At 47.1% G+C, this 26,379-nt stretch carries 23 protein-coding genes, 1 tRNA gene and 1 pseudogene; 10 read left to right on the top strand and 15 right to left on the bottom strand.

Annotated elements, in window-relative coordinates:
- A pseudogene (locus Q0135_RS05050) lies at positions 1-389 on the top strand (thiol peroxidase); the annotation flags it as partial.
- Positions 390-656: 267 nt separating this feature from the next.
- Here the strand turns inward: Q0135_RS05050 and Q0135_RS05045 are convergent.
- Positions 657-1,466, bottom strand: coding sequence for a DUF234 domain-containing protein (locus tag Q0135_RS05045; protein WP_297988816.1), 810 nt, complete (start codon positions 1,464-1,466; stop codon positions 657-659).
- A gap of 125 nt (positions 1,467-1,591) precedes the next feature.
- Between Q0135_RS05045 and Q0135_RS05040 the strand changes: the two genes are divergently transcribed.
- Positions 1,592-2,908, top strand: coding sequence for an aminotransferase class V-fold PLP-dependent enzyme (locus Q0135_RS05040; protein ID WP_297988812.1), 1,317 nt, complete (start codon positions 1,592-1,594; stop codon positions 2,906-2,908).
- Between the two features lie 484 nt (positions 2,909-3,392).
- Here the strand turns inward: Q0135_RS05040 and Q0135_RS05035 are convergent, their stop codons facing one another.
- From Q0135_RS05035 to Q0135_RS05005, 7 genes are read right to left on the bottom strand one after another with little or no spacing between them, the layout of a single operon-like run.
- Entirely contained in the window at positions 3,393-5,216 is a 1,824-nt protein-coding gene (locus Q0135_RS05035; RefSeq protein ID WP_297988809.1) for a sulfatase-like hydrolase/transferase, read from the bottom strand.
- A gap of 22 nt (positions 5,217-5,238) precedes the next feature.
- Positions 5,239-6,015, bottom strand: coding sequence for an undecaprenyl-diphosphate phosphatase (locus Q0135_RS05030; protein WP_297988807.1), 777 nt, complete (start codon positions 6,013-6,015; stop codon positions 5,239-5,241).
- Positions 6,002-6,616, bottom strand: a complete 615-nt coding sequence (gene thiE / locus Q0135_RS05025) for a thiamine phosphate synthase (protein WP_297988805.1) — start codon at positions 6,614-6,616, stop codon at positions 6,002-6,004. The genes Q0135_RS05030 and thiE overlap by 14 nt, the downstream gene beginning before the upstream one ends.
- Positions 6,613-7,146 carry a hypothetical protein gene (locus tag Q0135_RS05020; protein ID WP_297988801.1) on the bottom strand — a complete coding sequence of 178 codons (534 nt, stop codon included), beginning with the start codon at positions 7,144-7,146 and terminating at the stop codon, positions 6,613-6,615. The genes thiE and Q0135_RS05020 overlap by 4 nt, the downstream gene beginning before the upstream one ends.
- A 59-nt stretch (positions 7,147-7,205) precedes the next feature.
- A complete protein-coding gene (locus Q0135_RS05015; protein WP_297988798.1) occupies positions 7,206-7,946 on the bottom strand; it encodes a basic amino acid ABC transporter substrate-binding protein in 741 nt (246 codons plus the stop codon).
- An 11-nt stretch (positions 7,947-7,957) separates the two neighbouring features.
- The gene (locus Q0135_RS05010) at positions 7,958-8,686 is read right to left on the bottom strand and encodes an amino acid ABC transporter ATP-binding protein (protein ID WP_297988795.1); all 729 of its coding nucleotides are present in this window, start codon (positions 8,684-8,686) and stop codon (positions 7,958-7,960) included.
- Positions 8,679-9,386: an amino acid ABC transporter permease gene (locus tag Q0135_RS05005; RefSeq protein ID WP_297988792.1), complete on the bottom strand. Its 708-nt coding sequence runs from the start codon at positions 9,384-9,386 to the stop codon at positions 8,679-8,681. Before Q0135_RS05005 ends, Q0135_RS05010 begins: the two co-directional genes overlap by 8 nt.
- Positions 9,387-9,512: 126 nt before the next feature.
- On the opposite strand from Q0135_RS05005, the gene putP reads away from it, so the two are divergent.
- From putP to dnaE, 7 genes are all read left to right on the top strand, one after another.
- Positions 9,513-11,021 carry a sodium/proline symporter PutP gene (gene putP, locus Q0135_RS05000; protein ID WP_297988789.1) on the top strand — a complete coding sequence of 503 codons (1,509 nt, stop codon included), beginning with the start codon at positions 9,513-9,515 and terminating at the stop codon, positions 11,019-11,021.
- Entirely contained in the window at positions 11,014-12,357 is a 1,344-nt protein-coding gene (locus tag Q0135_RS04995) for a DUF2130 domain-containing protein (RefSeq protein ID WP_297988786.1), read from the top strand. The genes putP and Q0135_RS04995 overlap by 8 nt, the downstream gene beginning before the upstream one ends.
- 802 nt (positions 12,358-13,159) lie before the next feature.
- Positions 13,160-13,819 carry a YccF domain-containing protein gene (locus tag Q0135_RS04990; RefSeq protein ID WP_297988783.1) on the top strand — a complete coding sequence of 220 codons (660 nt, stop codon included), beginning with the start codon at positions 13,160-13,162 and terminating at the stop codon, positions 13,817-13,819.
- Between the two features lie 257 nt (positions 13,820-14,076).
- Positions 14,077-14,153, top strand: a tRNA-Ile gene (locus Q0135_RS04985).
- A gap of 250 nt (positions 14,154-14,403) precedes the next feature.
- Positions 14,404-15,714 carry a dicarboxylate/amino acid:cation symporter gene (locus Q0135_RS04980; protein WP_297901296.1) on the top strand — a complete coding sequence of 437 codons (1,311 nt, stop codon included), beginning with the start codon at positions 14,404-14,406 and terminating at the stop codon, positions 15,712-15,714.
- A gap of 28 nt (positions 15,715-15,742) precedes the next feature.
- On the top strand, positions 15,743-16,423 hold the full coding sequence (locus tag Q0135_RS04975) for an aspartate/glutamate racemase family protein (RefSeq protein ID WP_297924247.1): 681 nt from the start codon (positions 15,743-15,745) through the stop codon (positions 16,421-16,423).
- A gap of 323 nt (positions 16,424-16,746) precedes the next feature.
- The gene (gene dnaE / locus Q0135_RS04970; protein ID WP_297988780.1) at positions 16,747-20,892 is read left to right on the top strand and encodes a DNA polymerase III subunit alpha; all 4,146 of its coding nucleotides are present in this window, start codon (positions 16,747-16,749) and stop codon (positions 20,890-20,892) included.
- A 907-nt stretch (positions 20,893-21,799) separates the two neighbouring features.
- Here dnaE and Q0135_RS04965 read toward each other — a convergent pair.
- The 7 genes from Q0135_RS04965 to Q0135_RS04935 form a co-directional block, all read right to left on the bottom strand.
- Entirely contained in the window at positions 21,800-22,345 is a 546-nt protein-coding gene (locus tag Q0135_RS04965) for a hypothetical protein (RefSeq protein ID WP_297988778.1), read from the bottom strand.
- A gap of 106 nt (positions 22,346-22,451) precedes the next feature.
- The gene (locus tag Q0135_RS04960) at positions 22,452-22,790 is read right to left on the bottom strand and encodes a hypothetical protein (RefSeq protein WP_297988777.1); all 339 of its coding nucleotides are present in this window, start codon (positions 22,788-22,790) and stop codon (positions 22,452-22,454) included.
- Positions 22,791-22,874: 84 nt separating this feature from the next.
- Positions 22,875-23,483, bottom strand: a complete 609-nt coding sequence (gene hisG, locus Q0135_RS04955; RefSeq protein ID WP_297988773.1) for an ATP phosphoribosyltransferase — start codon at positions 23,481-23,483, stop codon at positions 22,875-22,877.
- A complete protein-coding gene (locus Q0135_RS04950) occupies positions 23,480-24,100 on the bottom strand; it encodes a type III pantothenate kinase (protein ID WP_297988771.1) in 621 nt (206 codons plus the stop codon). Before Q0135_RS04950 ends, hisG begins: the two co-directional genes overlap by 4 nt.
- A complete protein-coding gene (locus Q0135_RS04945; RefSeq protein ID WP_297988768.1) occupies positions 24,087-24,422 on the bottom strand; it encodes a hypothetical protein in 336 nt (111 codons plus the stop codon). The genes Q0135_RS04950 and Q0135_RS04945 overlap by 14 nt, the downstream gene beginning before the upstream one ends.
- A complete protein-coding gene (locus Q0135_RS04940) occupies positions 24,409-25,422 on the bottom strand; it encodes an L-seryl-tRNA selenium transferase (RefSeq protein ID WP_297988766.1) in 1,014 nt (337 codons plus the stop codon). The genes Q0135_RS04945 and Q0135_RS04940 overlap by 14 nt, the downstream gene beginning before the upstream one ends.
- Complete coding sequence (locus tag Q0135_RS04935) at positions 25,422-25,973, bottom strand: hypothetical protein (protein WP_297963491.1); 552 nt, start codon at positions 25,971-25,973, stop codon at positions 25,422-25,424. The genes Q0135_RS04940 and Q0135_RS04935 overlap by 1 nt, the downstream gene beginning before the upstream one ends.
- Before the next feature lie 116 nt (positions 25,974-26,089).
- Here Q0135_RS04935 and gatC point away from each other — a divergent pair, with 116 nt between their 5' ends.
- On the top strand, positions 26,090-26,377 hold the full coding sequence (gene gatC, locus Q0135_RS04930) for an Asp-tRNA(Asn)/Glu-tRNA(Gln) amidotransferase subunit GatC (protein WP_291939991.1): 288 nt from the start codon (positions 26,090-26,092) through the stop codon (positions 26,375-26,377).
- Positions 26,378-26,379: the final 2 nt, after the last annotated feature.

Genomic DNA, 26,379 nt, shown 5'->3' with positions numbered 1-26,379 from the left:
CGAGATTTGCCTATATCGAGTCGTTTGATAAAAACAATCCCTTCGTGACCTATATCGTGGGCGATCCGGAGTGTCCGTATTGCGTCGAGGAGATGAAAAGGATCACGAAGCATCTTCGCAACAGCAACGTAAAATTGATCTTTGCGCCGGTGCACGGCAAAAGCGCGTTTATCAAATCGGCGCTGGTTTTAAAGCATCTAAAAGCCCTCTCGCCGAGCGATCAAAAGGGTGCGATCGACGTGATCGAGAAATACTATAACAAGGACGCACAGGTAAGCGATGCGGACATCTCAAAGGCCGAGCTTGACGCCGTGTATGCGGACACCAAGACGCTCTTTTCTAAAGGTGTGATCAAATCGGTGCCATACGTGATCAAGGTGAAAAAATAGTCTAAATTTGAGGAATTTAGGGCGCGAGGTTTGTGCGAGCAGCGCGAGCTTGCTCGCAGCAGTGCAAGTCGCGCGCAGCACAGCCACCCGCGCGAGCTGAAATTTAACAAAATTCCGTCGCTTTAAAATTTCAAGCGGCGGAATTTTATATTGATTGTAGCCCGGCAATTCTAAATTTAAAGCGATACATCTTCTAAAAGCGCGCCCAAGTGATTTGCTTGGGCTTGTAATTATATGCGCTACCATCGGGCTTTTTTAGCGCGCAATTCAAAGCAAAATTTTAAAATCCTCGAGTGAGAAGAGTAAAATTTTATCGCTTTTTAGGCTTGCTAGCTCGCCGCTAAAGCCGCTTTTGGAAAACAGCGCGAGCAGATCGGGCGCGAGGTGCGCTTTTTCGCATTTGAGTATGAGCTCGTTTAGCACGTTTTTTGAAATTTTTCGCTCCTTGTATTTGCACTCGCCCGCGACGCAAAAGCTCTCAAATTTCGCGTAGATGTCGATCTCGACCTCCTTGTTCCAAAAGCTCGAAATTTGCGAAATCTCTAAATTTAAATACTTCGCGAGTAGCTCTTTGCTTAAAATTTCAAACCCGAGCCCCGCGTAGGCGTTGAAATCTGCTTTGATTAGACTTAGCACGCGTCCTATTTCGCCGCGTCGCAGCGCGGGCAGGTTCGGCTCGATAAATCTAAACCAAAACCTCGCAAAGTTGCTGCTGAAATGGACTTTGTCCGTGATATGGTAGCGGCGCAGCGCGCGCGGGAGGCGGTCGTTTTTGCGCTCTTTTTGCGCCCTTTGCTCGCTTGATTTTTCGGTGATTAAAAACTTCGCGTTTATGAGGTCTGCAGTGATTTTTTGCGCCGTAAATCGCGGCAAGATTTTTGAAATTCCTATTTTTTTGCGGTCGCTTCTAGCGAATTTCATCAGCGCTTTTTTGATCTGCTCTTCGCACTCGCCGCCGAATTTAAAGCGCTCGCCGAGACGTTCAAAGCAGAGCAAAATTTCATTTTCGATCGCTTCGAAAACGTCCGCGTAGCCGCTTATGCAACCTATCTCGTCAAATACGAAATGAAACTGCAAAATCGCGTCGATACCAACATCGCCTAAATTTCGCGCAGTGTCTTTTAACTCGTAAATTTCGCCCTCCTTGCGGGCGTAATTTTAGCGAGTTTGGATATAATTTGCAAAAATTTTGGAGCCGCGCTTTGGATTTTGAAATGATCAAAGAAAATATTATCTTAAAAGAGGGGGTCAAATACTTCGATTGCGCCGCCTCGGGCCTTGCGTATCGTCCTATAGAAGCGGAGATCGAGCGCGTGCTTGCAACATATGCCAACGTCCACTCCGCAGGCGGAGCCAACGCCGAGATTACAAGCGATTACTACGAAAATGCAAGAGCCAAAATCAAAGAGCTTCTGGGCTGCGAGGAGCGCTACTACCTGATCTCCTGCGGTTTCGGCGCGACTGCGGCGATAAAGAAGCTCTGGGAAATTCTAGGCATCTACCTGCCGCCTGCTACGCGAGACAGGTTCGGCTTGCGGCGCGAGAGCATAAAAGAGCTGCCGCTTTTCATCATCTCGCCTTTTGAGCATCATTCCGTGGAGATCAGCCTACGGCAGGGGCTTTGCGAGATCGTGCGCGTGCCGCTGGATCCAAGCGGGCTGATGGATTTTGCGCGCTTGGGCGAAATTTTATCCGCAAACAAAGGGCGCGAAATTTACGGCGTGCTTACCGCGGCATCGAACGTGACGGGGCTTAAGCTAGATTACAAACGCGCTTATTTGATGCTTAAGGCGCACGGCGGGCGGCTGTTTGTGGACGCTAGCGCGCTCATCGCGCACGAAAACGTAGATCTCGGCTTTTGCGACGGCGTGTTTTTCGGCGCGCACAAGCTTTTGGGCGGCGTGGGCGCTAGCGGAATTTTAGCAGTGCGAAAGGAGTTTTTGCGCGGCGAGGAGCCGACATTCGCGGGAGGCGGCACGATCAAATACGCGGACGCCCTAACGCAGCGCTTTATAATCGACAAGGAGCGCTTGGAGGAAGCGGGCACGCCGGGCATCATCGCGCTGGTGCGGGCATACCTCGCTCTAAAGCTTCGCAAAAGCGCGGGGCTAGAGGCGATCAAGTCGCGCGAAGAGGCTATTTGCAGGCGCTTCATAAGTGAAATTTCAAAAATCCCCGAGATTGAAATTTACGGCAATCTCACCGCGCCGCGCGTGCCGATCTTTGCTTTTAATATGAAAGGGCTCGGTGCAGACGCGCTAGCCGGAGTGCTCGGGCAGAAATTTGAGATCCAGACCCGCGCAGGATGCGACTGTGCAGCACCTTACGGCTTTGATCTGCTCGGCTTGCAACCCGATACCGAAATGTCGCGCAAACCCGCTTGGGTACGGGCTAGCTTCTCGTTCATCCACGACGAAAGCGACGTGGATTTCTTAGCAGAGGCGCTAAGACAGATCGCTCAGATCCGCGATAAAATCACCTTCGTAGCGGGCAAATATCGCTGCGGCAGCGTAAATTGAGCTCGCGAAATTTTATAGCAATAACTGCTTTTAAATTTTAAGGTGTGGGATTTTGTGACATAAAATTTAAAAGCTTGGAATTTTAAAATTTTAAATTTGCCGACGGAATTTTATCCGTAAAATTTTGTTTTATGGAATTTTACGCTGTGAAATTTGAGCGCTAGAATTCCGTGCTGCGCGGATAAATCTCGGCGCAGCTAAATTTCAAAATTTAGCTATTCAAATAAGCTTCGCAAATTTTGTATTTCGTGAACACATGGAAAATTCTGCGCCGTGGAATTTTAGCCGCAAAATTTAAAATTCCGCAAAACCTAATTTTACTCTGTAGAATTTCACGGCGAGAAATTTTACCGCAGAGCCCGCGGCGGCGAAAATTGATGCGCTCGTCTGAAAGCTAAATTAGGGCGCAAGCCGCTTGCGATAAGGGCGCAGATTTTAAGATGCGAAATTCTGCGCCGCTAAAAGGCGCAAAATTTCACTAAATTTACTCGCCGAATTCCTTTTGCAGCCTATAAACCTTATCATAATCGACCCCCTCGATGATGCGCGGGCGCGAGGCATTGAAATCGGCATTGATCACCGAGCGAGCGGGGTCAAACTCGGGCAGCTCGGTCATCTCTAAAATTTCCGTGATCGCGTGGATGAGATCGTCGTTTAAAAACGGTCTGTCTTTGGCTGCTGCGATGCGCGCCCAAAGATCAGCGTTTTGCTCTTTGAACTTATCCGACGCCATGAAAATCAGTGGGATTTCGAGCGTGAAGCGGTTTATGCCGCCGTGGATCAGCTTGCCGCGGTATTGATAAAGGCTCTGGGCGTGGTCGCTGAAATAGACTATCAGCGTGTTGTCGCTCGCAAAAATTTTATAAATTTCGCTCACGATAAAATCGTTATAAGCCACGGTGTTTAGGTAGTGCGCGAGCTCTTTTTTCTGCCCCTCATCAAGCGGCTCGCGCGAGATATCCGCGGCGCTAAATTTAGCAAAGCTTTTTGGATAGCGAAACTCGTAGCTCGGGTGCGAGCCCATCAGATGAAGGATGAAAAATTTATCCTTTTTCTGCGTGCCATTTACCTCTGCGGCGGAGCTTGCGTCCTTGTGCGCAAGAGGTGATCTTTTCGCACCCGATTTGAAATTTTTTATACTCGGAAGCATAACTTCGTCGAGCGAGTAGGCGTATTTGTAAACCGGGATTTGATTCGTAAAGTCCGAGTGATCCGTCATTTGCGCGCTCGCGCCGCTTGCGACCGCCCACTGCCCGTAGCGCTCCTGATTGCTGATCCAAAAGGTCTCGTAGTTTGCCAGCCGCGCGAGATTTACGATGTCGAGGTTGGCGCTCCACGGGCGGTGCTTTTCGCTCTCGTAATTTCCAAAATTTAGCACGTATTTTAACACGTCGTTGGTCTTAGCTCCAGGCGATACGACATCGCTAAAGGCGATTAAATTTCCGCTTTGCTCAAGCGCTTGCAGATTCGGTGTGGTGGGCAGATAGTAGCCGTATAGGCTCATGAAATTTCGCTGCAGGCTCTCTCCGATGATGAAAACGACGTTTGAGATGCGGTTTGGCGCGGTTTTATGCGAATGTGAGGCGTAAATGCTTTGGTATCCAGCTTGCAGCTCGCGCACGCTTTTAAAATCGGCGCCGAAATAATCCTTCGTAACGAAAGCAAAGTTATAAATCGGAATTTTATTTAGCGCGATTATGACGCTAGCGCGCATTTTCGAGCTTTTGGCTACGTAGCTTTTAAACGCCGCATGCGCGATAAAAACAAGCAAGCTAAGCAAAAAGGCTAGCTTTATCGCGCGACATAGCTTCATCCGCACTCGCTCGCTCACTCTAAGCCTAAGCACAGCGATGACGAATATTAAAAGCGCTAAAAAAGCCGCGATCAGCTTGAAATTTAAAAACGCATGCGCGAACTCAAAGGCCTCCTTGGGCGTCGTTTGCACCAGCGCATCCAGCGTGCCGTGCGAGTAGATAAGCTCCAAGCTAAAGATCAAAAAAATCTGAGCGATCGCAAAGATTACGTTTATCGCCAGAAGCGCAAAGGCTAGAATTTTATATAGCCTGGCGCTGTAAAAGCTAAGCGCGTAAAGCGCGAAAAAAAGTATCGTCACGCCGCAGATCGCAGATGCCGCAAAAAACAGCGCCTGCGCAGAGAGCAGCTCGCCGCTGCGCGCGATAAGAAGCAACCCGAGCGCTAAATTTAATACCAAGACTAGCGTGTATGCGTTTAGCACCGCGCCGCCGAATACCGATAGGAGGCTGAATCTGTCTTTTAAAAATGCGCCGATATTTTTTACGAGGCTCATGAAATTCCTTTGATGATTGCGTTTAAAAAACGAAGATGAAAAATATGACGCCGATTAGAATTCTATAAATTCCAAACGGGATGAAATCGAACTTCGAGACGAAGCTTAGAAATAGCTTGATCGCCGCAAGCGCCACGACGAACGCCACTACGCCGCCTACGAGAAAGGTCGTGATATTGTCGGAGTTTTGCGCGAAGGTGTCTAAATTTTTATAGGTGTCGTAAAAAGTCGCCGCAAACATCGTAGGGATCGCGAGCAGGAAGCTAAAGCGCGCGGCTAGGTTCCTGCTTAGCCCGCACAAAAGCCCTGCGATGATGGTAGCGCCGCTGCGCGAAGTGCCCGGCACCATCGCAAAACATTGCGAAAGTCCGATGATAAAGGCCTGAACGTATGAAATTTGATCCAGATGCTCTAGCTCGCTTTCTCTCGGGCGCGCCTTGCGAAAGAGCTCGACCGCGATAAAAATAATACCCCAGCCGATCAGCGCGTAGGCGACGGTCTGCGGCGCGAATAGAGATTTGATACTTTTATAGAGCAAAAATCCGATCGCAGCGGTGGGGATGAAGCCCACGATGAGCTTGCACCAGAGCTTAAAATCGACTAAAAGCCGCTTGTAAAACATCGCGACGACCGCTAAGATCGAGCCTAGCTGTATAACGACCTCGAAGCATTTAAGGGTGTCAGTTTGCTGCAGGCCCATCAGTTTTGCAGCCAGGATCATGTGTCCGGTCGAGCTTACGGGCAGAAACTCAGTCAGCCCCTCGACGATGCCTAAAATCACGGCGTCAAATATATTCATCCATTTTTTCCTTTAAATTTGCTAAATTCTGCGTTATCGAGGCGGGTTTGTAGATCGCCTCTACCATCGCGATATAATCGGGCTTGAGGGCTAAAATTTCATTTAAATTTTCTAAATTTATACCGCCGATTACGGCGATTGGAAGGTTTAAAGATTTTCGCGCCTCTTGCACGAGCTCATCGGGGCAAAGCGGCGCATCAGGCTTTGTCTTGCCGCGTCTTAGCGAGCCGAAGGCTACGTAGCTAGCGCCCTGCGCCTCGGCCTTTTGCGCGCGAGCAAGATCAGCGTAGCAGCTAACGCCGATGAGCTTATCTACGCCTAAAAACTCACGCACCTGCGCCGTCTCGCCGTCATCCTTTCCGATATGCACACCGTGCGCGTCAAACTTTTTGGCAAGCGCCGCATCGTCGTTGATAATGAGTTTGGCGCCGTAATCTTCGCAAAGGCCGATGAGAGAGCGGATTAAGGCTTCATCCCTCACGGCGAGCTTGCTGCGATACTGCACGAGTTTTACGCCGCAGTGCAAAATTTCATCTATCTGCGAAAAGATAGTTTGCGGCGGCGTTAAGACATCGTCACTAAGCGCATAAATTTCGCTCATCTATCTTTTTTCGGCATTGGCACGCCGTTTAGAATGCAGTTGGTAACGTCCCAAAATTTTGCGCTATACATTCCGCGCTTAGCCTCTTTGGCTTCCTCGGCGGCTTTTAAAAGAAGTTCGCTATCGTCGGTTGTCGGCACGGCAAATCCCGCCGCCACTAGGTCCAATCGCAGATTGCTTTTAGGATCGCTTGCGTCGCAGACATAGGCGTCATTGCCGCGATCGATTAAATTTACGTAGTAGCGCTTGCCGGGTTTTATCACAGACTCGAGAGCTTTTTTATATTCTTTGTCGAATTTCTTCAGCTCCTTAGCATCCGTTATGCACCTAGAAGCACCCGCGGCGATTATATTTAAATTTTTTAAGTCGCAGGGGAAGAAACGATCTTTTTGAGCCTTTCTGAAGGTAAAAACTAAGCTTCTGCCGTCATTGCCAAGACCTGCAAACGCAGCGATGCCGTATCTGTCTTTTTGCTCCGCAAAGCTCTGCGTGCAGAGCAAAATCGCAAGTGCTGGAAATATCTTTTTCATAGGATTCCTCTTAGGCGGCGCAAATTCCTATTGCAGAATTTGCGCCTAAATTTTGCGGATTATTTTAAATTATACTTTTCCAAAAGCTTTTCGTAACTTCCGTCCTTTTTCATCTCTTCAAGCGCCGCGTTAAATTTAGCGAGTAGCTCGGGATACTTACCCTTATCGAATGCGATCGAAAAGCCCTCGCTGCCGTCGGATTCTTTAAAAAACGCTACGAGATCGTCATTTTTCTTAAGATACTCATAGCCCACGGATGAATCCACGCAAAGCGCGTCGATCTTTTTGTTTTTAAGCGACATGACGGCTACAAAAACGTTCTCCGTAGCGCTAACTTCGGCGCCTTTGATATCTCTGATCGCAAGCTCTTGAATGGTGCCTAGCTGCGCGGCAAGGCGCTTGCCCTGCAGATCCGCCTTAGAATTTAACGAGCTATCGTCCTTACGTTTGACATATAAATTTTCGACCTTGTAGTAAGGATTAGTAAAATCGATCGCCTTTTTACGAGCAGGCGTCGCGCTCATACCCGAGGCGATCATATCGATCTTGCCGCTTTTAATCGCAGGGATTAGCCCGTCAAAGCTCATATTTAAAATTTCGTATTTCACGCCCGCGCGTTTGGCAAGCTCGGCTACCAGATCCATATCAAAGCCGGTGACTTTGGAGTTTTCATCCACGAACTCAAACGGCGGATACTCGGCGTTCGTGCCCACGATGAGCGTATCTTTGGTGATGTCCTTAGCGACCAGCGAGCCGCAAAGCAAAGCGCCCGCAACTAGAAATCTAATAAATTTTTTCATTTCCCTCTCCTTTAGTGGTTTAAAATTTTATTTAAAAATTCTTTCAATCTCGGATTTTGCGGATTTTCAAATACGTTTTTAGGTGTATCATCCACAGCGATCTTGCCGCCCTCCATAAAAAAAATCCTATTTGCGACATTGCGTGCAAAGCCCATTTCGTGCGTTACCACAAGCATCGTGATCCCCTCTTTGGCGACCTCTTTCATGAGGCTCAAAACCTCGCCGATCATCTCGGGATCCAGCGCTGAGGTGGGCTCGTCAAACAAAATAACATCCGGGCTCATCGCCAGGCTTCTGGCGATCGCGATGCGCTGTTTCTGCCCGCCGCTAAGCTTGTGCGGATAGGCGTAAGCTTTGTCGCTAAGACCTACTTTAGCTAGCAGCTCCTCGGCTTTTTGTACCGCTTCGCTTTCGGTATAGATCCCCGCCTTTATCGGCGCTAGGGTTAAATTTTGCAATACGTTTTTATTCGCAAAAAGATTGAAATGCTGAAACACCATGCTTACCTTGCGGCGAATTTCATTGATATTCGTGCCTTTGTCGGTAATATCCTTGCCGTCTATTTTGATCGTGCCGCTAGTCGGGGTTTCGAGCAAATTTAAGCAGCGCAAAAATGTCGATTTCCCTCCGCCGCTAGGGCCGATTATCGCTACGATATCGCCTTTATTTATCGTCTTGCTGATGCCGTCTAAAACGAGCAGCTCGCCGTAGTATTTCGTTAAATTTGAGATCTCAATCATTTCTATTTAACCTTCTCTCCAGCATTTTTGCCAGAAGCGAGAAAAATTTCACGCTCGCATAGTAGATCACCGCGGCAAAAAGTATCGGTTGGACGGTATAAAGCGCCGCCTGCATACTTTTTGAAAAAAACGTAAGGTCGGTGATTGCGACCAAACCTACGACCGAGGTTTCTTTAAAAAGGCTTATAAACTCATTTGCAAGCGCGGGCAAGATGTTTTTTATCGCCTGCGGAAAGACGATCTCTTTCATCGCCGTGCCGTAGCCTAGACCCATCGCGCGCGCGGCTTCCATCTGGCCGCGATCGACGCTGTTTATACCGCTGCGCACGATCTCTGCGACGTAGGCGGAGCTGTTAAGCCCCAGCGCGAAGATCGCCGAGAGGATATTATTCGACCAGGTAGCGAATATTATAAATACGAACACCATCAGCTGGATTACGATCGGCGTGCCGCGGATGATGTCTACGTACTCGTCGATGATGAGCCTTATCGGTTTAATATCTAAAAATCTCAAAAATGCCAAAATAAAGCCCAAAACTATACCGATGGCGATACCGCCGGAGGTTAAAATGAGCGTGATGCCGTAACTTCTGAGATATGAAATTTTTTGCGCCTGAGTTAGTTCGACAGGGTAGGTGAAATAGAGCCCTGCGCAAACTACTACCAAAAAAAACGCGATTTTAAAAATTTTCTCGTTCAACACAGACGCCTTTTGGTTAAATTTAAAAGCGAAGAATACTAAAATTTCGTTAAAATCTGGCTAAATTTCAAAAGCGAAATTTTATTTGAAGTAGGGTAGAATTAGCCTTTTTAAAAGGATGACAGGATGAGCTTTTGGACCTATTGCGCAATCGCGATATATTTCGGCGCGCTTATTTTTATAGGCAGGTATTATTATGACAAGAATGCGAGCTTAAGCGAGTATCTGCTGGATAATCGCCGCCTAGGGCCATTCGTAACGGCGCTTAGCGCGGGCGCTAGCGATATGAGCGGCTGGATGCTTTTGGGAGTGCCGGGAGCGATGTTCGCGACAGGGATTTGCAATATCTGGATAGCCCTAGGGCTTTGCGTGGGCGCGTGGTGCAACTATAAATTCCTTGCCAAAAGGCTTAGAATTTACACCGAGGTAGCAAGCGACAGCGTCACGATCCCGGATTTTTTAGAAAACCGCTTCAAAGACCATACCAAGACGCTTCGCATTATCTCGGGGCTTTTGATCATCATATTTTTTACGCTCTATGTTAGCAGCGGCATCATCGCAGGCGGCAAGACCTTTGAGAGCTTTTTCGGGCTAAATTTCACCTACGGCGCGGTCGCTACGATCTTAATCGTCGTGTTTTATACCTTTTTCGGCGGATTTAAGGCCGTCGCGATCACGGACGCATTTCAGGGTGCGCTGATGTTTGCGGTGCTTATTTTGATCCCTCTGTTTTCTTACCGCGCGCTGCAGATCCCTGCGGACAGCTCCTTTTTGGCGCAGGTGCGGCTCTACGGCGCAAGCCACCTCGATCTATTTTACAATCAAAGCTTCTTGGGCGTTTTGGGCCTACTTGCTTGGGGGCTCGGATACTTCGGACAGCCGCATATTATCGTGCGCTTTATGGCGATTAGAAGCTCGCGCGAGCTTGATAGTGCGCGCCGCATCGGAATTTCGTGGATGGTGCTAGGACTAGTAGGCGCGATGCTTAGCGGCCTGATAGGCTTTGTGTATTTTTCGCAAAAAGGTCTTAGCATAGACGATCCCGAAAAAATTTTCCTAGAGCTCGGTAAAATTTTCTTTCATCCGTTCATCCTAGGTGTCATAATCTCTGCGGTGCTGGCGGCGATTATGAGCACCATCTCAAGTCAGCTTTTGGTAAGCGCGAGCGCGGTTACGAAGGATTTTATTTTCGCGTTTTATAAAAAAGAGGTAAGCGAGCGTACGCAGACGCTAAGCAGCCGTATCGCCGTCGTGATCATCGCCGCGGTCGCCGCGATCTTGGCGTTTGGCTCAAACGATACGGTGCTAAACGTCGTGGGTAACGCTTGGGCGGGATTTGGCGCGAGCTTTGGAGCGGTGCTGCTTTTCAGCCTGTATTCTAAAAAAATGAGCGCGCTCTCGGCTCTAGTGGGTATGCTAGTAGGCGGCATCACGGTCATTTGCTGGATCTTATCGGGGCTTTCGGCCCTCGTTTACGAGCTGCTGCCGGGCTTTTGCTTTTCGGCGCTTGCGATACTGCTCGTAAATCGCTACAACTCCGTGCTCGATAAGATGGCAGATGAGCCTAATGCCGCGCAAATTTCGCAGGAATTTGAAAAGATGAAAGAGCAGAGTTTAGGAAGCAAAAATGGCTAACGTAAAGTGCCCGCACTGCGGCTCGCAGATTGATATAGACGAAGCGCTGCAGCGCGATATCAAAGCTAAATTTGAAGATGAAATTTTGCAGCAGAAGCGAAAGTGGCAGCAGCAACAAAACGAAGCCACGCTTAAATTTGAAGCCGAAATCGCCGCTAAGCGCGAGGAGTACGCGAAGCATCTGGCGCAGCTGCAAGCGAAGGAAAACGCATTCGAGCAGCGCGTAAAAGCGGCGACCGATTCCGCGCTAAACAGCGAGCGGGAGAAAATTTTAGCGCTCGCAAAATCTCAGATCGAGAGCGAAAACGCGGCGAAATTTGAAATTTTACAAAAGGAGCTGCAAGAAAAATCGCAAAGAATTTCCGAGCTAAATTTAATAAAGGCCGAAATGGAAGCGCAGAAGCGTAAATTTAGCGAGCTTGAAGCCGAGAATAAAGCTAAATCCGAGATCGAGCTAACCAACCGCGTAAACCAAGAGCGCGAGCGGCTTTCGAAGCAAATTTCGCAGGAAAACGAGCTGAAATTCCGCCAAAAAGATGAGCAGATCCAAAGCCTGATCGGTCAAATAAACGAGCTCAAGCGCCGCTCTGAGGTGGGCTCGCAGCAGCTTCAGGGCGAGGTACAGGAGCTCGCGCTGCAGGAGTATCTGCGGCTAAACTTTCCTTTGGACGAGATAGATGAGGTCAAAAAGGGCGCGCGCGGCGCGGACTGCGTGCAGATGGTGCATACGAGGGAGTTTGCGGGCTGCGGTAAAATTTTATACGAGAGCAAGCGCACGAAAAGCTTCGAGCCCAAATGGATCGACAAACTCAAAGACGATATGATAGGCGAGGGCGCGCAGATCGGCGTTATCGTCACCGAGCAGATGCCGCCTCACAGCCCTAGGCTGCACCAAGCACCGAGCGATGCTAGCATCTGGATCTGTTCGTTTGAGGAATTTAAGGGGCTTTGCGCCGTCTTGCGCGAGCACGTCGTGGCGCTTGCGTTTGCCAAAAGATCGGGTCAAAATCAAGACAGCAAAACGGCGATGCTCTACGACTATCTGACCTCGCCCGAGTTTGCCAACCAGATAAAGACGATCGTCTCGGCATTCGTCGGCATGCAAGAGAGCCTAAATAAGGAGCGCAACGCGATGGAGCGCATCTGGAAACAGCGCGAAAAACAGATAGCGCGTGCGCGAGATGGAGCGATCGCGATGCACGCAAGCATCAGAAGCATCGCAGGAAGCGGCGTAGCGCAGCTGGAGGATGTCGATGAAATTTTAAGCCTCGAGGCGATCGCGGCGGAGAGCGAAGCGGACGCGCTTCAAAACCAAGACGGCGACGAGACGCCATAGCGGCGTGCGGACGGGTCGCCGTCTGAACGAAATGCGAGGCGGCCTTGCGTCATGAGGCTCAAATTTTGTAAAGTAACACGATATTTGTCCGCGGACAAGTGGTGCTAAAATTTCAAGAAATAATTGTTGTATGCTTTTGGGTTTGCGAGGTTGGAATTTTACTTGCGAATTTTATCTCGGCAGAAATATGCCGCACTGTGTAGAGTGGAAATTTCACATGTAAAATTTTAAATTCATAATTTAAGGAAGCGCTTCACGTCGAGAAAATTTGATTTGGAATTTCTATCTTGTATCCCAATTAGGAAGATTTTGCACTAAAAGCTATAGCAAAATTTTAAGAATTCACTTTGTTGTACCGTAAAAATTTTAAAATTTTGATCCGCAAATTTAATTAAATTTATGAAATTTTTTAAAATTCGGCGTCGAAATCTTAGAATTTCTAATATTTTTTAAAACAAATTTAAATTTTTTAAACACTCTTGCCGCAGTTATTTGCATACTAAAATTTTATCGATGAAAAGCGTTTGTTGCCAATCGTTAACCCCCCCCTATCATTCCGCAGTTGTTTTACATACGGGGGTTTGCACGCACAAGGCTCGTTTTGTACGCCGTAGCCGCAGGTGCAGTTGCGCCGCGTGCAGTGTGCACCTTAGCATCTCTTGGCGCTTTGCTGCGCCATAGTATTTCGGCGCATCCTTCCGCGCGAGTTGCGAAAATACTCTACAAAACGGGTGAGAGAGGCTGTGTGAGCTGTCTGAGGTAGACGGCTCGCTTGATTTGCATAATTTAAAAGAGGTAAAATATGCGTATTTTAGGCAACATTATTTGGTTTTTTCTAGGCGGTTGGATCTTGGCTATTTTAACTTATTTGTCGGGTTTAATCCTTAACTGTTTTAGTCGGACTGCTCCCGCGGGATTAGGTCTTATGGAATACGGCAAATTTCTATCTTTGCCCTTCGCCAACGATATAGTGCGCAAAAATAAAAGCTCGCTTGCCGTCGCCGCAGTGCCGCTACAAAACTGCGAATATGACGTAACGCCCCAAAAAGTATCCGTAGCGACGATAATAGCTGCGGTTTGTATCGTAGCGATTGCTTTGCCTGCAGTAGCGATTGCGGAACCGGGGCTGACTACTAGAGATGATGCGGAGATTTCTAGATTAGCGACAAATTTAAGTACCGTTAAATACGATCTAGACGCTTACTATATCTCTCAAGGCAAATTCGCATCCGATTTTTCGGTTATGACGAATGTTCCGCTAGAGCCTAACGGAGCGAATTCCGCATATCTTAAAAGCTTAAAAGGGGATAAATGCTTTCTAATCAGCGTAGACGGCGAAAAGAAAACTATCTCTATAGCAAAAGGTCCCGATGCCGAAAATAACATCTGCCGGGGAACGTATGAGCTACCCGGCGTCCCTAAAATGCTATCGGAGCCTATTAGCGTGAAAAAAAGCTATTAATTCACACGATTTAAGGGCGAATTAGATTATGGCGGCGGATTTAAGAGCCCTGAAATTTTATATAAAATTTCGTCTTAAATTTACGTCGCCTTGTGCGCGCGACTTTATCTGATTTCCGATCAGATAAAGTCGCGCGCTCTGGCGTGAAATTTAGCCACGATTTGGGCGGGTCTAAGTTCCATAAAATTACGCGGTTAGAATTTTAACGCCGTTTTAAGATTATTTTTGTAAAATCACATCTCTTTTTCACCGCTGGCGGGCTCATAGCTCAGTTGGTTAGAGCATCCGGCTCATAACCGGATGGTCCTAGGTTCAAGTCCTAGTGAGCCCACCACCACAAAATTTTAGCTTTTTACCGCATCGAAATTCGCAAAATTCTATAAAATTTTATGCGTCGTTTTTCCTTTGAAATTCCGCTTCATAACTTCAAAAGACAAAGCTTGCCGCATAATTTCAGCTTTAAAATTTGGTTAAGCTCGCGATTGAATTTTCAAATTTAACTTTCATTTGGCGACCGATTAAATTTTATTTTATGGCAAGTTGCAGTAGAATTCCGTTAAAATTCTTAGTGCAGGGAGATGTCCATGTCAGAAAATCAAACGAAAAAAGGCGGAATTTTAGCCTTTTATTTTAACTCAAGCTTGCTTTGGCGCATCATTATCGCTTTAGTGTTGGGCTCTGCGATTGGTATGTTACTACCTAAAAATATGCCGGTGGGTGATACCACGTGGGTGGCGATTTTAACGCCTTTGGGAGATCTTTTCGTGAGACTTTTAAAGATGATTATGGTGCCTATCATCATCTGCTCGCTCATCGTGGGCACGAGCAGCATCTCGCCAGCGCACCTGGGCAAAGTAGGCGTTAAGGCGATCATATTTTACGCTATAACGACGCTTTTTGCGATCGTCATCGGCCTAGCGTGTGCGTTTGTATTTTCTCCAGGTAGCGGGCTTGATCTAAGCGATGCGTCCAAGGCTGTCGAAAAGGCAGCGAACGCGCCTAGTATGAGTAAAATTTTGCTTAATATAATTCCTACGAATCCTTTTGATTCCATAGCCAAGGGCGAAATTTTGCCGATCATCGCGTTTTGCTTATTTCTTGGCGTAGGGCTTGCGTTTTGCCGCGATAGTAGTGATGCTCGTATTAAAAATTCCGCTGATACGGTTTATAATTTTTTCGACGGAATGAGCGAGATTATGTTTAAGGTCGTGCACTGGGTGATGCAATACGCACCAATTGGCGTTTTTGCGCTAATGTTTGTAGTGTTTAATAAAAGCGGTATCGAGGCTTTCAGCTCGCTATTAAATGTCACGATTACCCTATACGTAGGACTTGCGATTCAAGTATTTGCAGTTTATTGCGTTATTTGTATGCTTATCGGAGTCAGCCCGATTAAATTTCTTAAAAAAGTGCGCCCGCCGATGCTTACGGCTTTTGTTACCCGCAGCTCCAACGGCACGCTTCCGATTACGATGCAAACCGCCGAAGATATGGGCATTCCAAAGGCGATCTACGGCTTTGTTTTACCTGTGGGTGCTACGGTGAATATGAACGGCACGACCGTGTATTTGGGCGTGTGCACGCTCTTTATCGCTAATGCTTGCGGTATCGATCTAAACAGCAGCCACTACCTCACGATCATCATCACTTCGATGCTTGCGGCGATTGGAACTGCTGGAGTTCCGGGAGCCGGTGCGCTAATGCTGCTTTTAGTGCTCGAATCTATCGGCGTCAAGGTAAGTGGTAACGTAGCGATCGCTTACGGAATGATTTTGGGCATTGATGCGATTTTGGATATGGGGCGAACCTCGATGAACGTAACGGGCGATGTTGTCGCGTCGATCTACGTCGCAAAGAGCGAAAACGAAATGGATATGAGTAAGTGGGAGAATTAACCCAAGTAAAATTTAGAAAGGACGAGCTATGAAAAGAGTTGGAATTATCGGCGGAATGGGGCCTTTGGCGAGTGCGGATCTGTATATGAAGATCATAGAAGAGACTGCGGCGAGCAGCGATCAAGAAAATATTCCGCTTGTAATCGATAGCTATCCGCAGATCGAAGATCGCACGGCGTTTATCTTAGGCAAAGGTGAAAATCCGCTTCCGCGCCTAAGCGAGAGCGCTGTTAGGCTCAAAAATGCAGGCTGCAAGGCGTTTGCGATGGCGTGCAACACGGCGCATTTTTTCGCAGACGATGTAGAAGCTGCGGCGGAAATCCCGCTAATTCATATCGCTGAGGTCACCGTAAAAGCGATCCGCAAAAATTATCCAAACGCCCATAAAATCGCTGTGCTAGCCACTATCGGTACAAAAAAAGCTAAAATTTACGACGATCCGCTCAAAGAAGCGGGGCTAATCAGCGTGGAGCTTGGTGAAGAAAATCAAGCGGTTTTGATGGATTGCATCTACAAAGGCGTTAAGGCGGGCAAGACTGCCGAATACGTGGGGGCTTTTGAGAATTTGCTAGGCAAAATCGATGCTGATATTTACGTCGTTGCCTGCACCGAGCTGCCGCTATTTTTGCCGTTAATCAAAAGCGATAAAATTTTCGTTGATCCTACTAGAGAGCTTGCCAAAGCGATCGTGGAATTCTCAAGATCGTAGAGCCGCAAGGCTTTGCAAGCGGAATTCTAAACCGCAAAATTTTACGATGATTTAAGTCATAGAATTTTGCGGAATTGCGTTGGCTCAAAATTCCAGGTAAGCGGAATTTATATGATAGCAAAATTTCATCACAGCATTTTAAACTTAAAATTTTATCAAAATTTAATCCGCAAAACCCAGAATGTAAAACCTCCGAAGTAAAATTCCGTAACAAAATTTGCTCGTAAAATTTCGTGCTGAAATTTAAGCTAAAATTCCATTAAATTTGACCGTTTCTAAAGCCCGAATTTACTATAATCGCTCCAACCGAAAAAAGGATCAAAATGAGTGACTACACCCACCTGCACCTTCACACCGAGTATTCGCTGCTAGACGGCGCGAATAAAGTAAGCGAGCTCGCCGAGCTTTTGCAGAGCCGCGGCACCAAGGCATGCGCGATCACCGATCACGGCAATATGTTCGGTGCGATAGACTTTTATCAGACGATGAAAAAGCACGGCATCAAGCCGATCATCGGCATCGAGACCTACCTGCACAACCACGATGACATCGGCGATAAAAGCGACCGCCAGCGCTATCACTTGATACTGCTTGCCAAAAACGAGACGGGCTATAAAAATTTAATGTATCTTAGCTCGCGCGCGTTTTTGGACGGCTTCTACTACTACCCGAGGATCAACAAAAAAATTTTAAAAGAGCACAGCGAGGGGCTCATCTGCTCCTCGGCATGCCTAGCGGGCGAGGTGGAATTTCATCTAAACAGAAGCGAGCGAAATTTAAAGCGCGGCGCGGGCGGCTACGAAGCGGCGAAAAAAGCGGCGCTTGAGTATAAGGAAATTTTCGGCGAGGATTTTTATCTAGAGATCATGCGCCACGGCATCGGCGAGCAGTTAAACGTAGATAAGGAGCTTATCCGCCTTTCGCGCGAAATCGGCGTCAAGATCATCGCCACCAACGACGCTCACTACTCGCGCAAGGATCGCGCTAAAGCCCACGACGTCTATCAGTGCATCTCGATGGGCAAGACGATCAACGACGGCGACCGCCTAAAACACGTCGTTTCGGAATTTTACGTAAAAAGCGACGAGGAGATGAGGCGGCTTTTTGCGGACATCCCCGAAGTGATCGAAAATACCGCCGAGATCGTGCAAAAGTGCAATCTCAAATTTGCTTTCGACGAGAAGGACTACGCGCCGACGCCGCCGAATTTTAAATTTACGATCGAATACGCCGCTAGGCTCGGGCTTTCGCTGCCGCAGCCCTCGGAGCGCTATAGCTTTGCAAATGACGATTTTTTATTTGATCATCTGTGCCGCGAGGGGCTTAAAGAGCGCCTTAAATTTATCAATCCACAGAAACACGAAATTTATCGCGAGCGCCTGGAAAAGGAGCTTGCCATCATCAAAAACATGCATTTTTCGGGCTATATGGTCATCGTGCAGGATTTCATCAACTGGGCGAAGGATCACGATATCCCGGTTGGCCCAGGTCGCGGCTCTGCGGCGGGGAGCATCTGCGCGTATGCGCTTCGCATTACCGACCTCGATCCGATCCCGTATAATCTGCTTTTTGAGCGATTTTTAAATCCGTCGCGTATCTCGATGCCCGACATCGATGTGGACTTTTGCCAGGCGCGTAGGGGCGAGGTGATCGACTACGTCATCGATCAGTACGGCAAATACAACGTCGCGCAGGTTGCGACCTTCGGTAAGCTACTTGCGCGCGGCGTCATCCGCGACGTGGCTCGCGTCTGCGATATGCCGCTTTCGCAAGCCGATAAGATGGCGAAGCTGATCCCCGACAAGCTCGGCATCACGCTCAAGCAGGCTTACGACGCCGAGCCGAAGCTGAAAGAATTTATCGACGCAGATCCGATCGCACAGCAGGTTTGGGAGTTTGCGCTGGGCCTTGAAGGGCTAAATCGCAACGCGGGCATGCACGCCGCGGGAGTGGTGATCTCAAACGAGCCGCTGTGGAACAAAGCGCCGCTATTTAAGCAGGATAAGGGCGAGGATGCGCGCCTGGTCACGCAATACACCAAAAACTATCTCGAGGACGTCGATCTGATAAAATTTGACTTCCTTGGCCTTAAAAACCTCGATGTGATCGATAACGCCATCAAGCTCGTCAAGCGCCGCTATAATCGCGACATAGTTTGGGAGGAGATAGACTTTAACGATCCGCAAACTTACAAAACGATTCAAAGCGGCAACACGCTAGGGATTTTCCAAATCGAGGGCGCGGGCATGCAGGATCTGGCGATGAACCTGCGCCCCGACCGCTTCGAGGATATCATCGCGATGATCTCACTCTACCGCCCGGGACCGATGGATCTAATCCCTGATTTTATCAGGATCAAGCACGGCGAGCTAAAAGCAAGCTATATTTTTCCGCAGATAAAAGAAATTTTAGAGCCAACATATGGCATCATCGTCTATCAAGAGCAGGTCATGCAGATCGTGCAGAAGGTAGGCGGCTTTAGCTTGGGCGATGCCGATCTGGTGCGCCGCGCGATGGGTAAAAAGGATGAGAAGAAGCTTGCCCACATGCGCGAGCAGTATCTAAGTGGCGCTAAAGAGCTGGGCTTTGACGTAGCAAAAGCAGATGAGCTATTTGATCTGATTATGAAATTTGCCTCCTACGGCTTTAACAAATCCCATGCCGCGGCGTATTCGATGATCACCTTTCAAACAGCCTATCTTAAGACCTACTATCCGGCGGAGTTTATGGCGGCGCTGCTTACTTCGGAAGAGGGCAACACCGATAAAATTTCAAAATATATCGACGAGGCAAGCCGTCTAGGCATCGGGCTTTTGCCGCCGTCGATCAATCAAAGCTTAAGAGGCTTTAGCGTCGTGGACGACGAAAACTCCAAATCGGGCACCTCGATCATCTACGGCCTAGGAGCAATTAAGGGCGTGGGCGGTGCCGCGATCGAGAATATCTTAGAGCTTCAAAGCGAGGCTGAATTTCAAAGCATCAACGATTTTGCTTCGCGCGTGGATAATTTCCGCGTCAATAAAAAGGTCATCGAGTCGCTGATCTACGCAGGCGCGATGGATTGCCTGGGCAAGAGTCGCCTGGCGATGATTCAAAATATGGAAAATATCCTTGAGGTAATGAAAAAGATCACCGAGATTAAAAAGGACGCCGCAAGCTCGCTTTTTGGCGAGGATGAGGATATGACGAGCGGCATGAGCGTGAGCTTCGTCGATACCGACAAGGAATTTCCGCAGGGCGAAATTTTAAAATTTGAGCAGCAGACCGTGGGCGTGTATCTTTCGGGACATCCGCTAGATGATTATAAAGAGGAGATGGAAGGTATCGACTACACGCTATCCTCGGCGTTTAGCGAGATCGAGGGCGATAGCGCCGAGGTGCTTAGCGTGGGGCGGATCGAGGATCTATCCACGCGCATGACGAAAACGGGCAAAAAAATGGGGATTTTAAACGTGCTTGATCTGCACGGCAGCTTCGAGCTCGCGGTGTTCGATAACGCGCTAAAGGCGATCGAAAATTTAAGCCCGCAGGAGAGGGAGCGCCCGTACGCCTTTATGATTAAAATTTCAAAAAGCGCGGTCGGCGGCGCGGCGTATCAGCTGTCGTTTCTTTCGATGATGAGCCTGCAAAACGCTCGAGATGTGAGCTTCCGTCCGCACGCGGGAGTATTTTTGAGCGAGAATCCACTCAAAGCCTACGCCGCGCAGCTTGGCGCGATCGCGCATACTAAATCGAACGAATTCGACGAACTGGTGGGCGAAGAGGACGCGAGCGTTAAAATTTTGTGCGTCGGCAAGATCGAAAACGTCCACACCCGCACGACCAAATCGGGTAAGCAGATGGCAAATCTTACGGTGCTCGATCTTGCGGGCAGCTTCGAGATGAGCGCATTCGGCGATATTTGCGATGCGGTCACTGCGCTAGGGGACGTGGAGCTAGAGCGCCCGATGGCGTTTTGGGCGCGGCTTAGCAAAAACACTAGCCCTTACGGCGGGAAATTTCAAATTTATCTGGATGAAATTTTAACTCTAGATGCCGCGCAAAATATCGACGGCTACGCACCTAGCAAGGTGCGAGGCTTTGGCGGTAGGGAGCGCGGAGGCTTTAACGGCGGTAATTCCGGCTCCAGCAGAAACTTTGGTGGCGAACGAGGTGGCAGCTACGACGGCGGGAATTTTGCTGAGCGAAGGGGCGGGTTTGCTGCGGAGGATCCTGCTCTTAAGGCGCGCAAAGAGCGCGAGACGCAGCGCAAAAACGCGCAGGATTTCGAGTTTGAGCTAAATTTGGGCGAGCTTAGCCGCGAGAAAATTTATAAAATTTACCACCTCGCATTTTGCGACACGGCGCTAAAAAATACCAAGCGGCTGATCCTGCGGATCCGCAACGGCAGCGAGGTGCTCGTTTATCCGACCGAATACATCGTGAGCGATAATTTCAGCGAAAAGGTGCGCGAAATCATCGCGGCGTAGGCGCGGTGCGGCTCTCTCGCCGCGCTGGATCGGTTAATTTTATTTTTGTCTGCGCTGCACGCAAGCATTTTATGAAGCGACAGCCAGTCTCAACTGCCGATTAAATTTCATTCTAGCTAGCGCTGCATGCAAGCCACCTTAGCGCGCAGAGAGCTATAAACTTTATCGCGGTCGCGGTTATTTGGCTAGAAATTTGCCGCGTGCAAAATTTGCGGCGCGGCGCGCAAAAACCAAAACCGCACGGATCGCTCCCGATATCTAAATTTATTGCATTTATCGCGGCGAAATTTTATGTGCTATAAATTTACAAAAATACAGATCGCCTCTGCTTTATTGTGGCAAGGCTTGCAGCGTGCCGTTTATACTGCCGCAATAATCGCTCGCCGTACCTCGACTCTCCGTCGTGGTTTGCTTACGGTACAGCAGATGGTATGCGCGCTTTTAAATTAAAGCTAAAATTTTGCGAAGTTTTACTTTGGCAGAGCTCTGCGCGTAGCGTAAAATTTTACCGCACGAAATACAGAGCGGGGTTTTGGAATTTTAAACTCTGCGCCGCGGAGGTTTGTGCTTTGAAATTTTGCGAGCTGTAAATTTAGGGCTAAATTTTAAAATTTATAGCGATAGAATTTTAAAATTTTACGCTGTGCGGCTTGGCAAAATATTCCGTTTCTTGATAAATCAAATTCGCAGGATTTCTAAATTAAGCGGTGCGGTTGCTGCCAAAAAATTCTATCTGCAACGGCAGTTTTTAAACGACAGCGGCAAGGCGAACAATAATGATTTACGGAAGTGCGCTGCGCCGGTCGCAAGCACTGTGCGGCAGGCAAGCGAGCATTAAGCGATAGCGCCAGTCTTTCTTATGCTTTATCCAACTCGTTTGTTGCCTTGCCAATTCTACTTGAATTACTCATTTTTTATCCTTTTTATTAAAATTTTTTATATTTAAATATGCTAAGTTTTTTCTTATTTCGTTTTCTTGTTCAGAAGTTAAACTAAGAATTAATATTGTTGGGGAAATTTTAAATCTTCTTTTTCTAAAAATGGCCATTAATTCTGTAACTCCACAATATCCATACGAAAAAAATCTATCAATTTGTTTCGCATGTAATATAATTTTAAAACCAAAAATATCCTTATAAACCATTTTATCTTCATAAATTTCAAAATAATCAAAAAAGATTATCGAATATAAAATTTGTAAAACTATAAACGAAATATAGGCACAAAACGTATTTAAAATCAGACTAAATATGCCAATATCAAAAACAAAATTTGATATAGCAAATATTATCGGTATCCAAGCTATCAACAAATAAACAATTAAATCAAAAACCATATAAAACGGATTTCTTTTATCAAGTCTATAAAGTAGTTTTGGTTCGTTTTGATTTTCCAAATTCGTATTTTTATCTAAATTTTGATTATTTTCCGAATTTTCTTTTAGTTTTTCCAAATTTTATCCTTTTTATAAAATTTCCTAGCAAATTCAATCTCGGTCAGTATCGTTTGATACTGAATTTTATGAATTTACAAATTTAAACTCGCTATTGCTTTTAAATTCAAGCAACAAGTAAATTTAAATTTGCAAATTCTTTTAGGGCCTCAAAGCCGTTATTAGCCAAGCTTCCATCTCTTAGTAAAGTATGATTTCCAAATAGTTCGCTTCCGCTTGTTATGCTATTTGCGATTAAGGTTTTGTTGATTAAAATCCCGTCATTTTTATCTATCCAAGAGGTATTTTCTGCGAATTCGTTATTATCTAGGTCGAAGTATGTTTTACCGTTTTTTCTTGATATTGTTTTTACACCGTCACCGTTTAAATCAATCACAATGGGTGAAGTTTTGGTTGAAGCCGGAGTCATATCCAGGGAAAGTATCGTTTGGACTGTCGAGGTCATCGTCTATGATTTTTTGTAAATTCTTAGTTATCTCACTACTTTTTAGCAAATCAGACAATTAATTTACCAACTCATCAGTTAAACTCAAAGAATGCGAGCTAGTTTATCTCGCAGGTTTAAAATTTCATCGCGTTTTAACACGAAGCTGTTTTTGTTGGCGATGAGGTGCGCGGAGCTTTGCATTACGGTTTCTGCGGGCTGCAGCCCGTTTTGCTTCATCGTAGCGCCGGTCTCCACGACATCGACGATAGCGTCGGCAAGCCCTATGAGCGGGGCTAGCTCGATCGAGCCGTAGAGTTTGATGATATTTACGGCGACGGCCTTGGAGGCGAAGTATTCGCGAGTGATGTTGGGCATTTTCGTAGCGATCTTAAGGCTCGGAGCGCCGTAGTTTAGCTGAGTGCCCGCATGTACGCCCACGCAGACGCGGCATTTTCCGATTTTAAGATCAAGCAGCGTAAGCACGTCCGGGCGATGCTCCTCAAGCACGTCAAGTCCCACTACGCCGATATCCGCCGCACCTCCCATAACGTAAGTAGGGATATCTTGGTTGCGGACGTAGAGGAATTTAAAATCGCCCTCTTGCATTATGAGTTTGCGATCCTCGAAAGCAAAATCAAGCCCGAAGATGGTTTTGAAAATTTTAAGCGTATCGTCGGCTATGCGGCCTTTGGGAAGCGCTATGGTTATCATGCTAGCCCCTTTTTTGCGATTAAGCTCACCATCGATTTAAAGATCAGATCCTTTTCGTAGATCGAGTTGCGAAAATACCGCATCAGATAGGCTCCGTCGCCGCCAGTGAAGTAAATTTTATTATTTCCCGCGATATTTTCGATCGCAAGCACTATCGGCTTTAAAATCCCGTAGTTTACGGCGTTTACGGTCTTTTGCGGTAGCGGGTCCAGATCGATATTGGTTGAAAGCGTGACGTCTAGCACGGGTGCGATGCTCGCGAACGACTTTAAAAGCGTGCCGATACCAGGCATTATAAATCCGCCTAGGTGCGAGCTTTTAAACATCAAATCCACGGTGATTGCGCTGCCCGCATCGACGACGACGCCCGTCGTCACCGCCGAGCACGCCGCTATGCGGTCGATCCCAAGCCCGCGGTAGGCGGTTTTTAGCTCAAAGTGCGGCGCCAGATCGACAAACAGAGGGTTTTTCAGCTTTTTTTTCACGCTATCATTGACGCTAATGAAAAAAATTCGCTCCTTCGGCTCGTACCGCATAAACTCCGCTACGGGCATACTTTGCGTTACGCCGCCTTTATAAAATTTAACCCTGGAATTTCCTACGTCACACAAAAGCATAGAGGCTAAATCCGTTTTCTTTTAAAAATTTCGCGCTTTTAGAGCACATCTGCGAGTTGTAAAACAGCACGCGCTTTTTTACGACCTTGCCTAGGCTTGCGCTAATGTCGCTTGCGAGTGAGAGCAGAAATTCCGCGTCGCGCATTACAAAGCGAGATTTTGCGTCGCGCATAAATAAAAGGACGTTGTAGCTTTTTAGATCCACGCCGAAATACGCGCCGTATGATCGCGAGTGCGTGAAGCTAGCAATATCTAGCGTTTGGAATTTTTGAAGCAAAAGGCCTTCGCGAACGCAGAGTTTTGAAATTTTATCTAGCATCAAAATTTAAAATTTTATCGTCGTAGTAAAACGAGCTACCCGCGATAAAGGACTTATCATCGAACTCGCCATTTAGCTCGTAGATCGCTTGTCCCTCTAAATTTTCGTCCACGCGAATGACGTAGCCGTTGCGCTCGATGATATACAAATAGCCGCCGCTAAGCAGCGCGCCACTAAATTGTGCGAATGTGAATTTGCGCGATTTGATCAAATTTAGCCCGCGATCCAGTAGCTCAACTCTGCCGTCTTTTAAGAAAAGATAAATTCTATCGCCGCTAAAAATCACGTCTTTGATGTCTACGTTATGGTTTTTATTGCCCGCAGGACTTACCAGCATTAGCCTAGTGGCGGTCACAGCATAAAGGTTATCGCCCTTGTTTTCCAAGGCGATAATGTTGTTAAAAAACGGCTGGTTACTCACGACAAAATCGCGTGCCGAGCGCCCACCTACGTTTTCTGCGATGCTGACTAGTCCGTCTAGCGCAGGATAAGCGATAAGTTGGTTGATAAATAGCGGTGACGCTACGCGCGAATCGATTGCGAATGCATCGCCTACTTTATGATCGAGTACCACTGCGCCAGAGCTTAGCTTGATAAGCATGATCGAGTCATCACTCATTACTAAAGCCAAATCATCGCCGCGTATATTTGCACTGAGCGCTTGTCTGCCGAGGGCTTTTTCAAATTTTACGGCGCCTGTGCCACTAACTACTTTAAGCGTGCCATTGATATCGGTTACGACGAAATTTCCGTCATATTCGCCTAAAAATTTCTCACTTTTTAGGACTTTGAAATTTTTCACCAATCCGTTTTTAGAGATGACTTCGCCGTTTTTTAGCGTAGCGCCATCTTTACTAACCGCTACGATTTCCGACGGCAGTGAACCGTTAAATTTCATATCGCCTGTGATGTTTTCGTCGCTGGGGTCAAAATACTGGCGCTTCGTCGAGCAGCCTAAAAATAAAAACGATAGTAAAAGCGTAAATATTAGTGTTTTTTTCATTATTTATTGCCTCCATAGTGTTTCAAAGCAAGTGCGATTTGACGAACGGGTGAGTTGAGTGGAATTTTATCTAGCTCTGCGTGAGCTTGCTCGATTTTGCCCTCTTTTAGTAGGTCGTAGCCTTTGAGCAAAGAATCGTAATCGGCGAGTAGCACTCCGCCTTGTTTGCCGTTTTGTAGATTTATTATCTCTTTTAGCATAACATCGATGCCTTGGGTATTTTCTAGCGCCGCTCGCTCGTCTGCAGAGCCGTTTTGCAAAATATAAAGAGCGTATAGATTTATATCTTTTTGCTTAAGCTCGGCTAGCTTAGTGTCGTCGCGCTTGTTAAGCAGTTCGTCATAGATCGCATTAGCACTTGCTATGCGGCGATCGCTTAGAAATTCATTTGCGTAATATCCGATAAATGCTACGATCAAAACCGCAGCCAAAAATATCAGCGGCTTTTTGTATTTTTTTACGAAAATTTCACTTTTTATGACGCTTTCTAGAAACTGCTCTTCTGTGCCAATCTCTTTTTTCACGCCTTCGATGTCGTCTTTTAAAGCCAAAATTCAGTCCTTTGTTTGAGAAAATCGGCGTAATTGTAGCATAAAAAATTTTAAATACCGCCTAAGATAAAGAATTTTTATGATATAATGTCGCATTTATCAGAAAAAGGAAAGTTATGATAATAGATGACGCCTTGCTAAGTAAGCTGGAAAGGCTATCTGCTCTTAAAATTCCAGATGCTAAGCGAGAAGAATTTAAAGGTCAATTAAATAATATTGTAGATTTTGTAGAAATTCTAAATGAACTGGATTTACAAAGCGGCGAGGCGGCTATCACTACGCTAAAAGGTGGTACTCCGTTTCGCAAAGATATTCCACGCAAAAGCGACGTCGCAGAAAGCGTCTTAAAGCATGCTCCGCAGTCCGAAGGCGGCTACTTCGTAGTACCGAAAATCATAGATTGAAA

This window comes from uncultured Campylobacter sp. (assembly GCF_937981295.1).
Taxonomy (GTDB): Bacteria; Campylobacterota; Campylobacteria; order Campylobacterales; family Campylobacteraceae; genus Campylobacter_B.
This window is presented reverse-complemented; position numbering and strand designations above follow the sequence as displayed.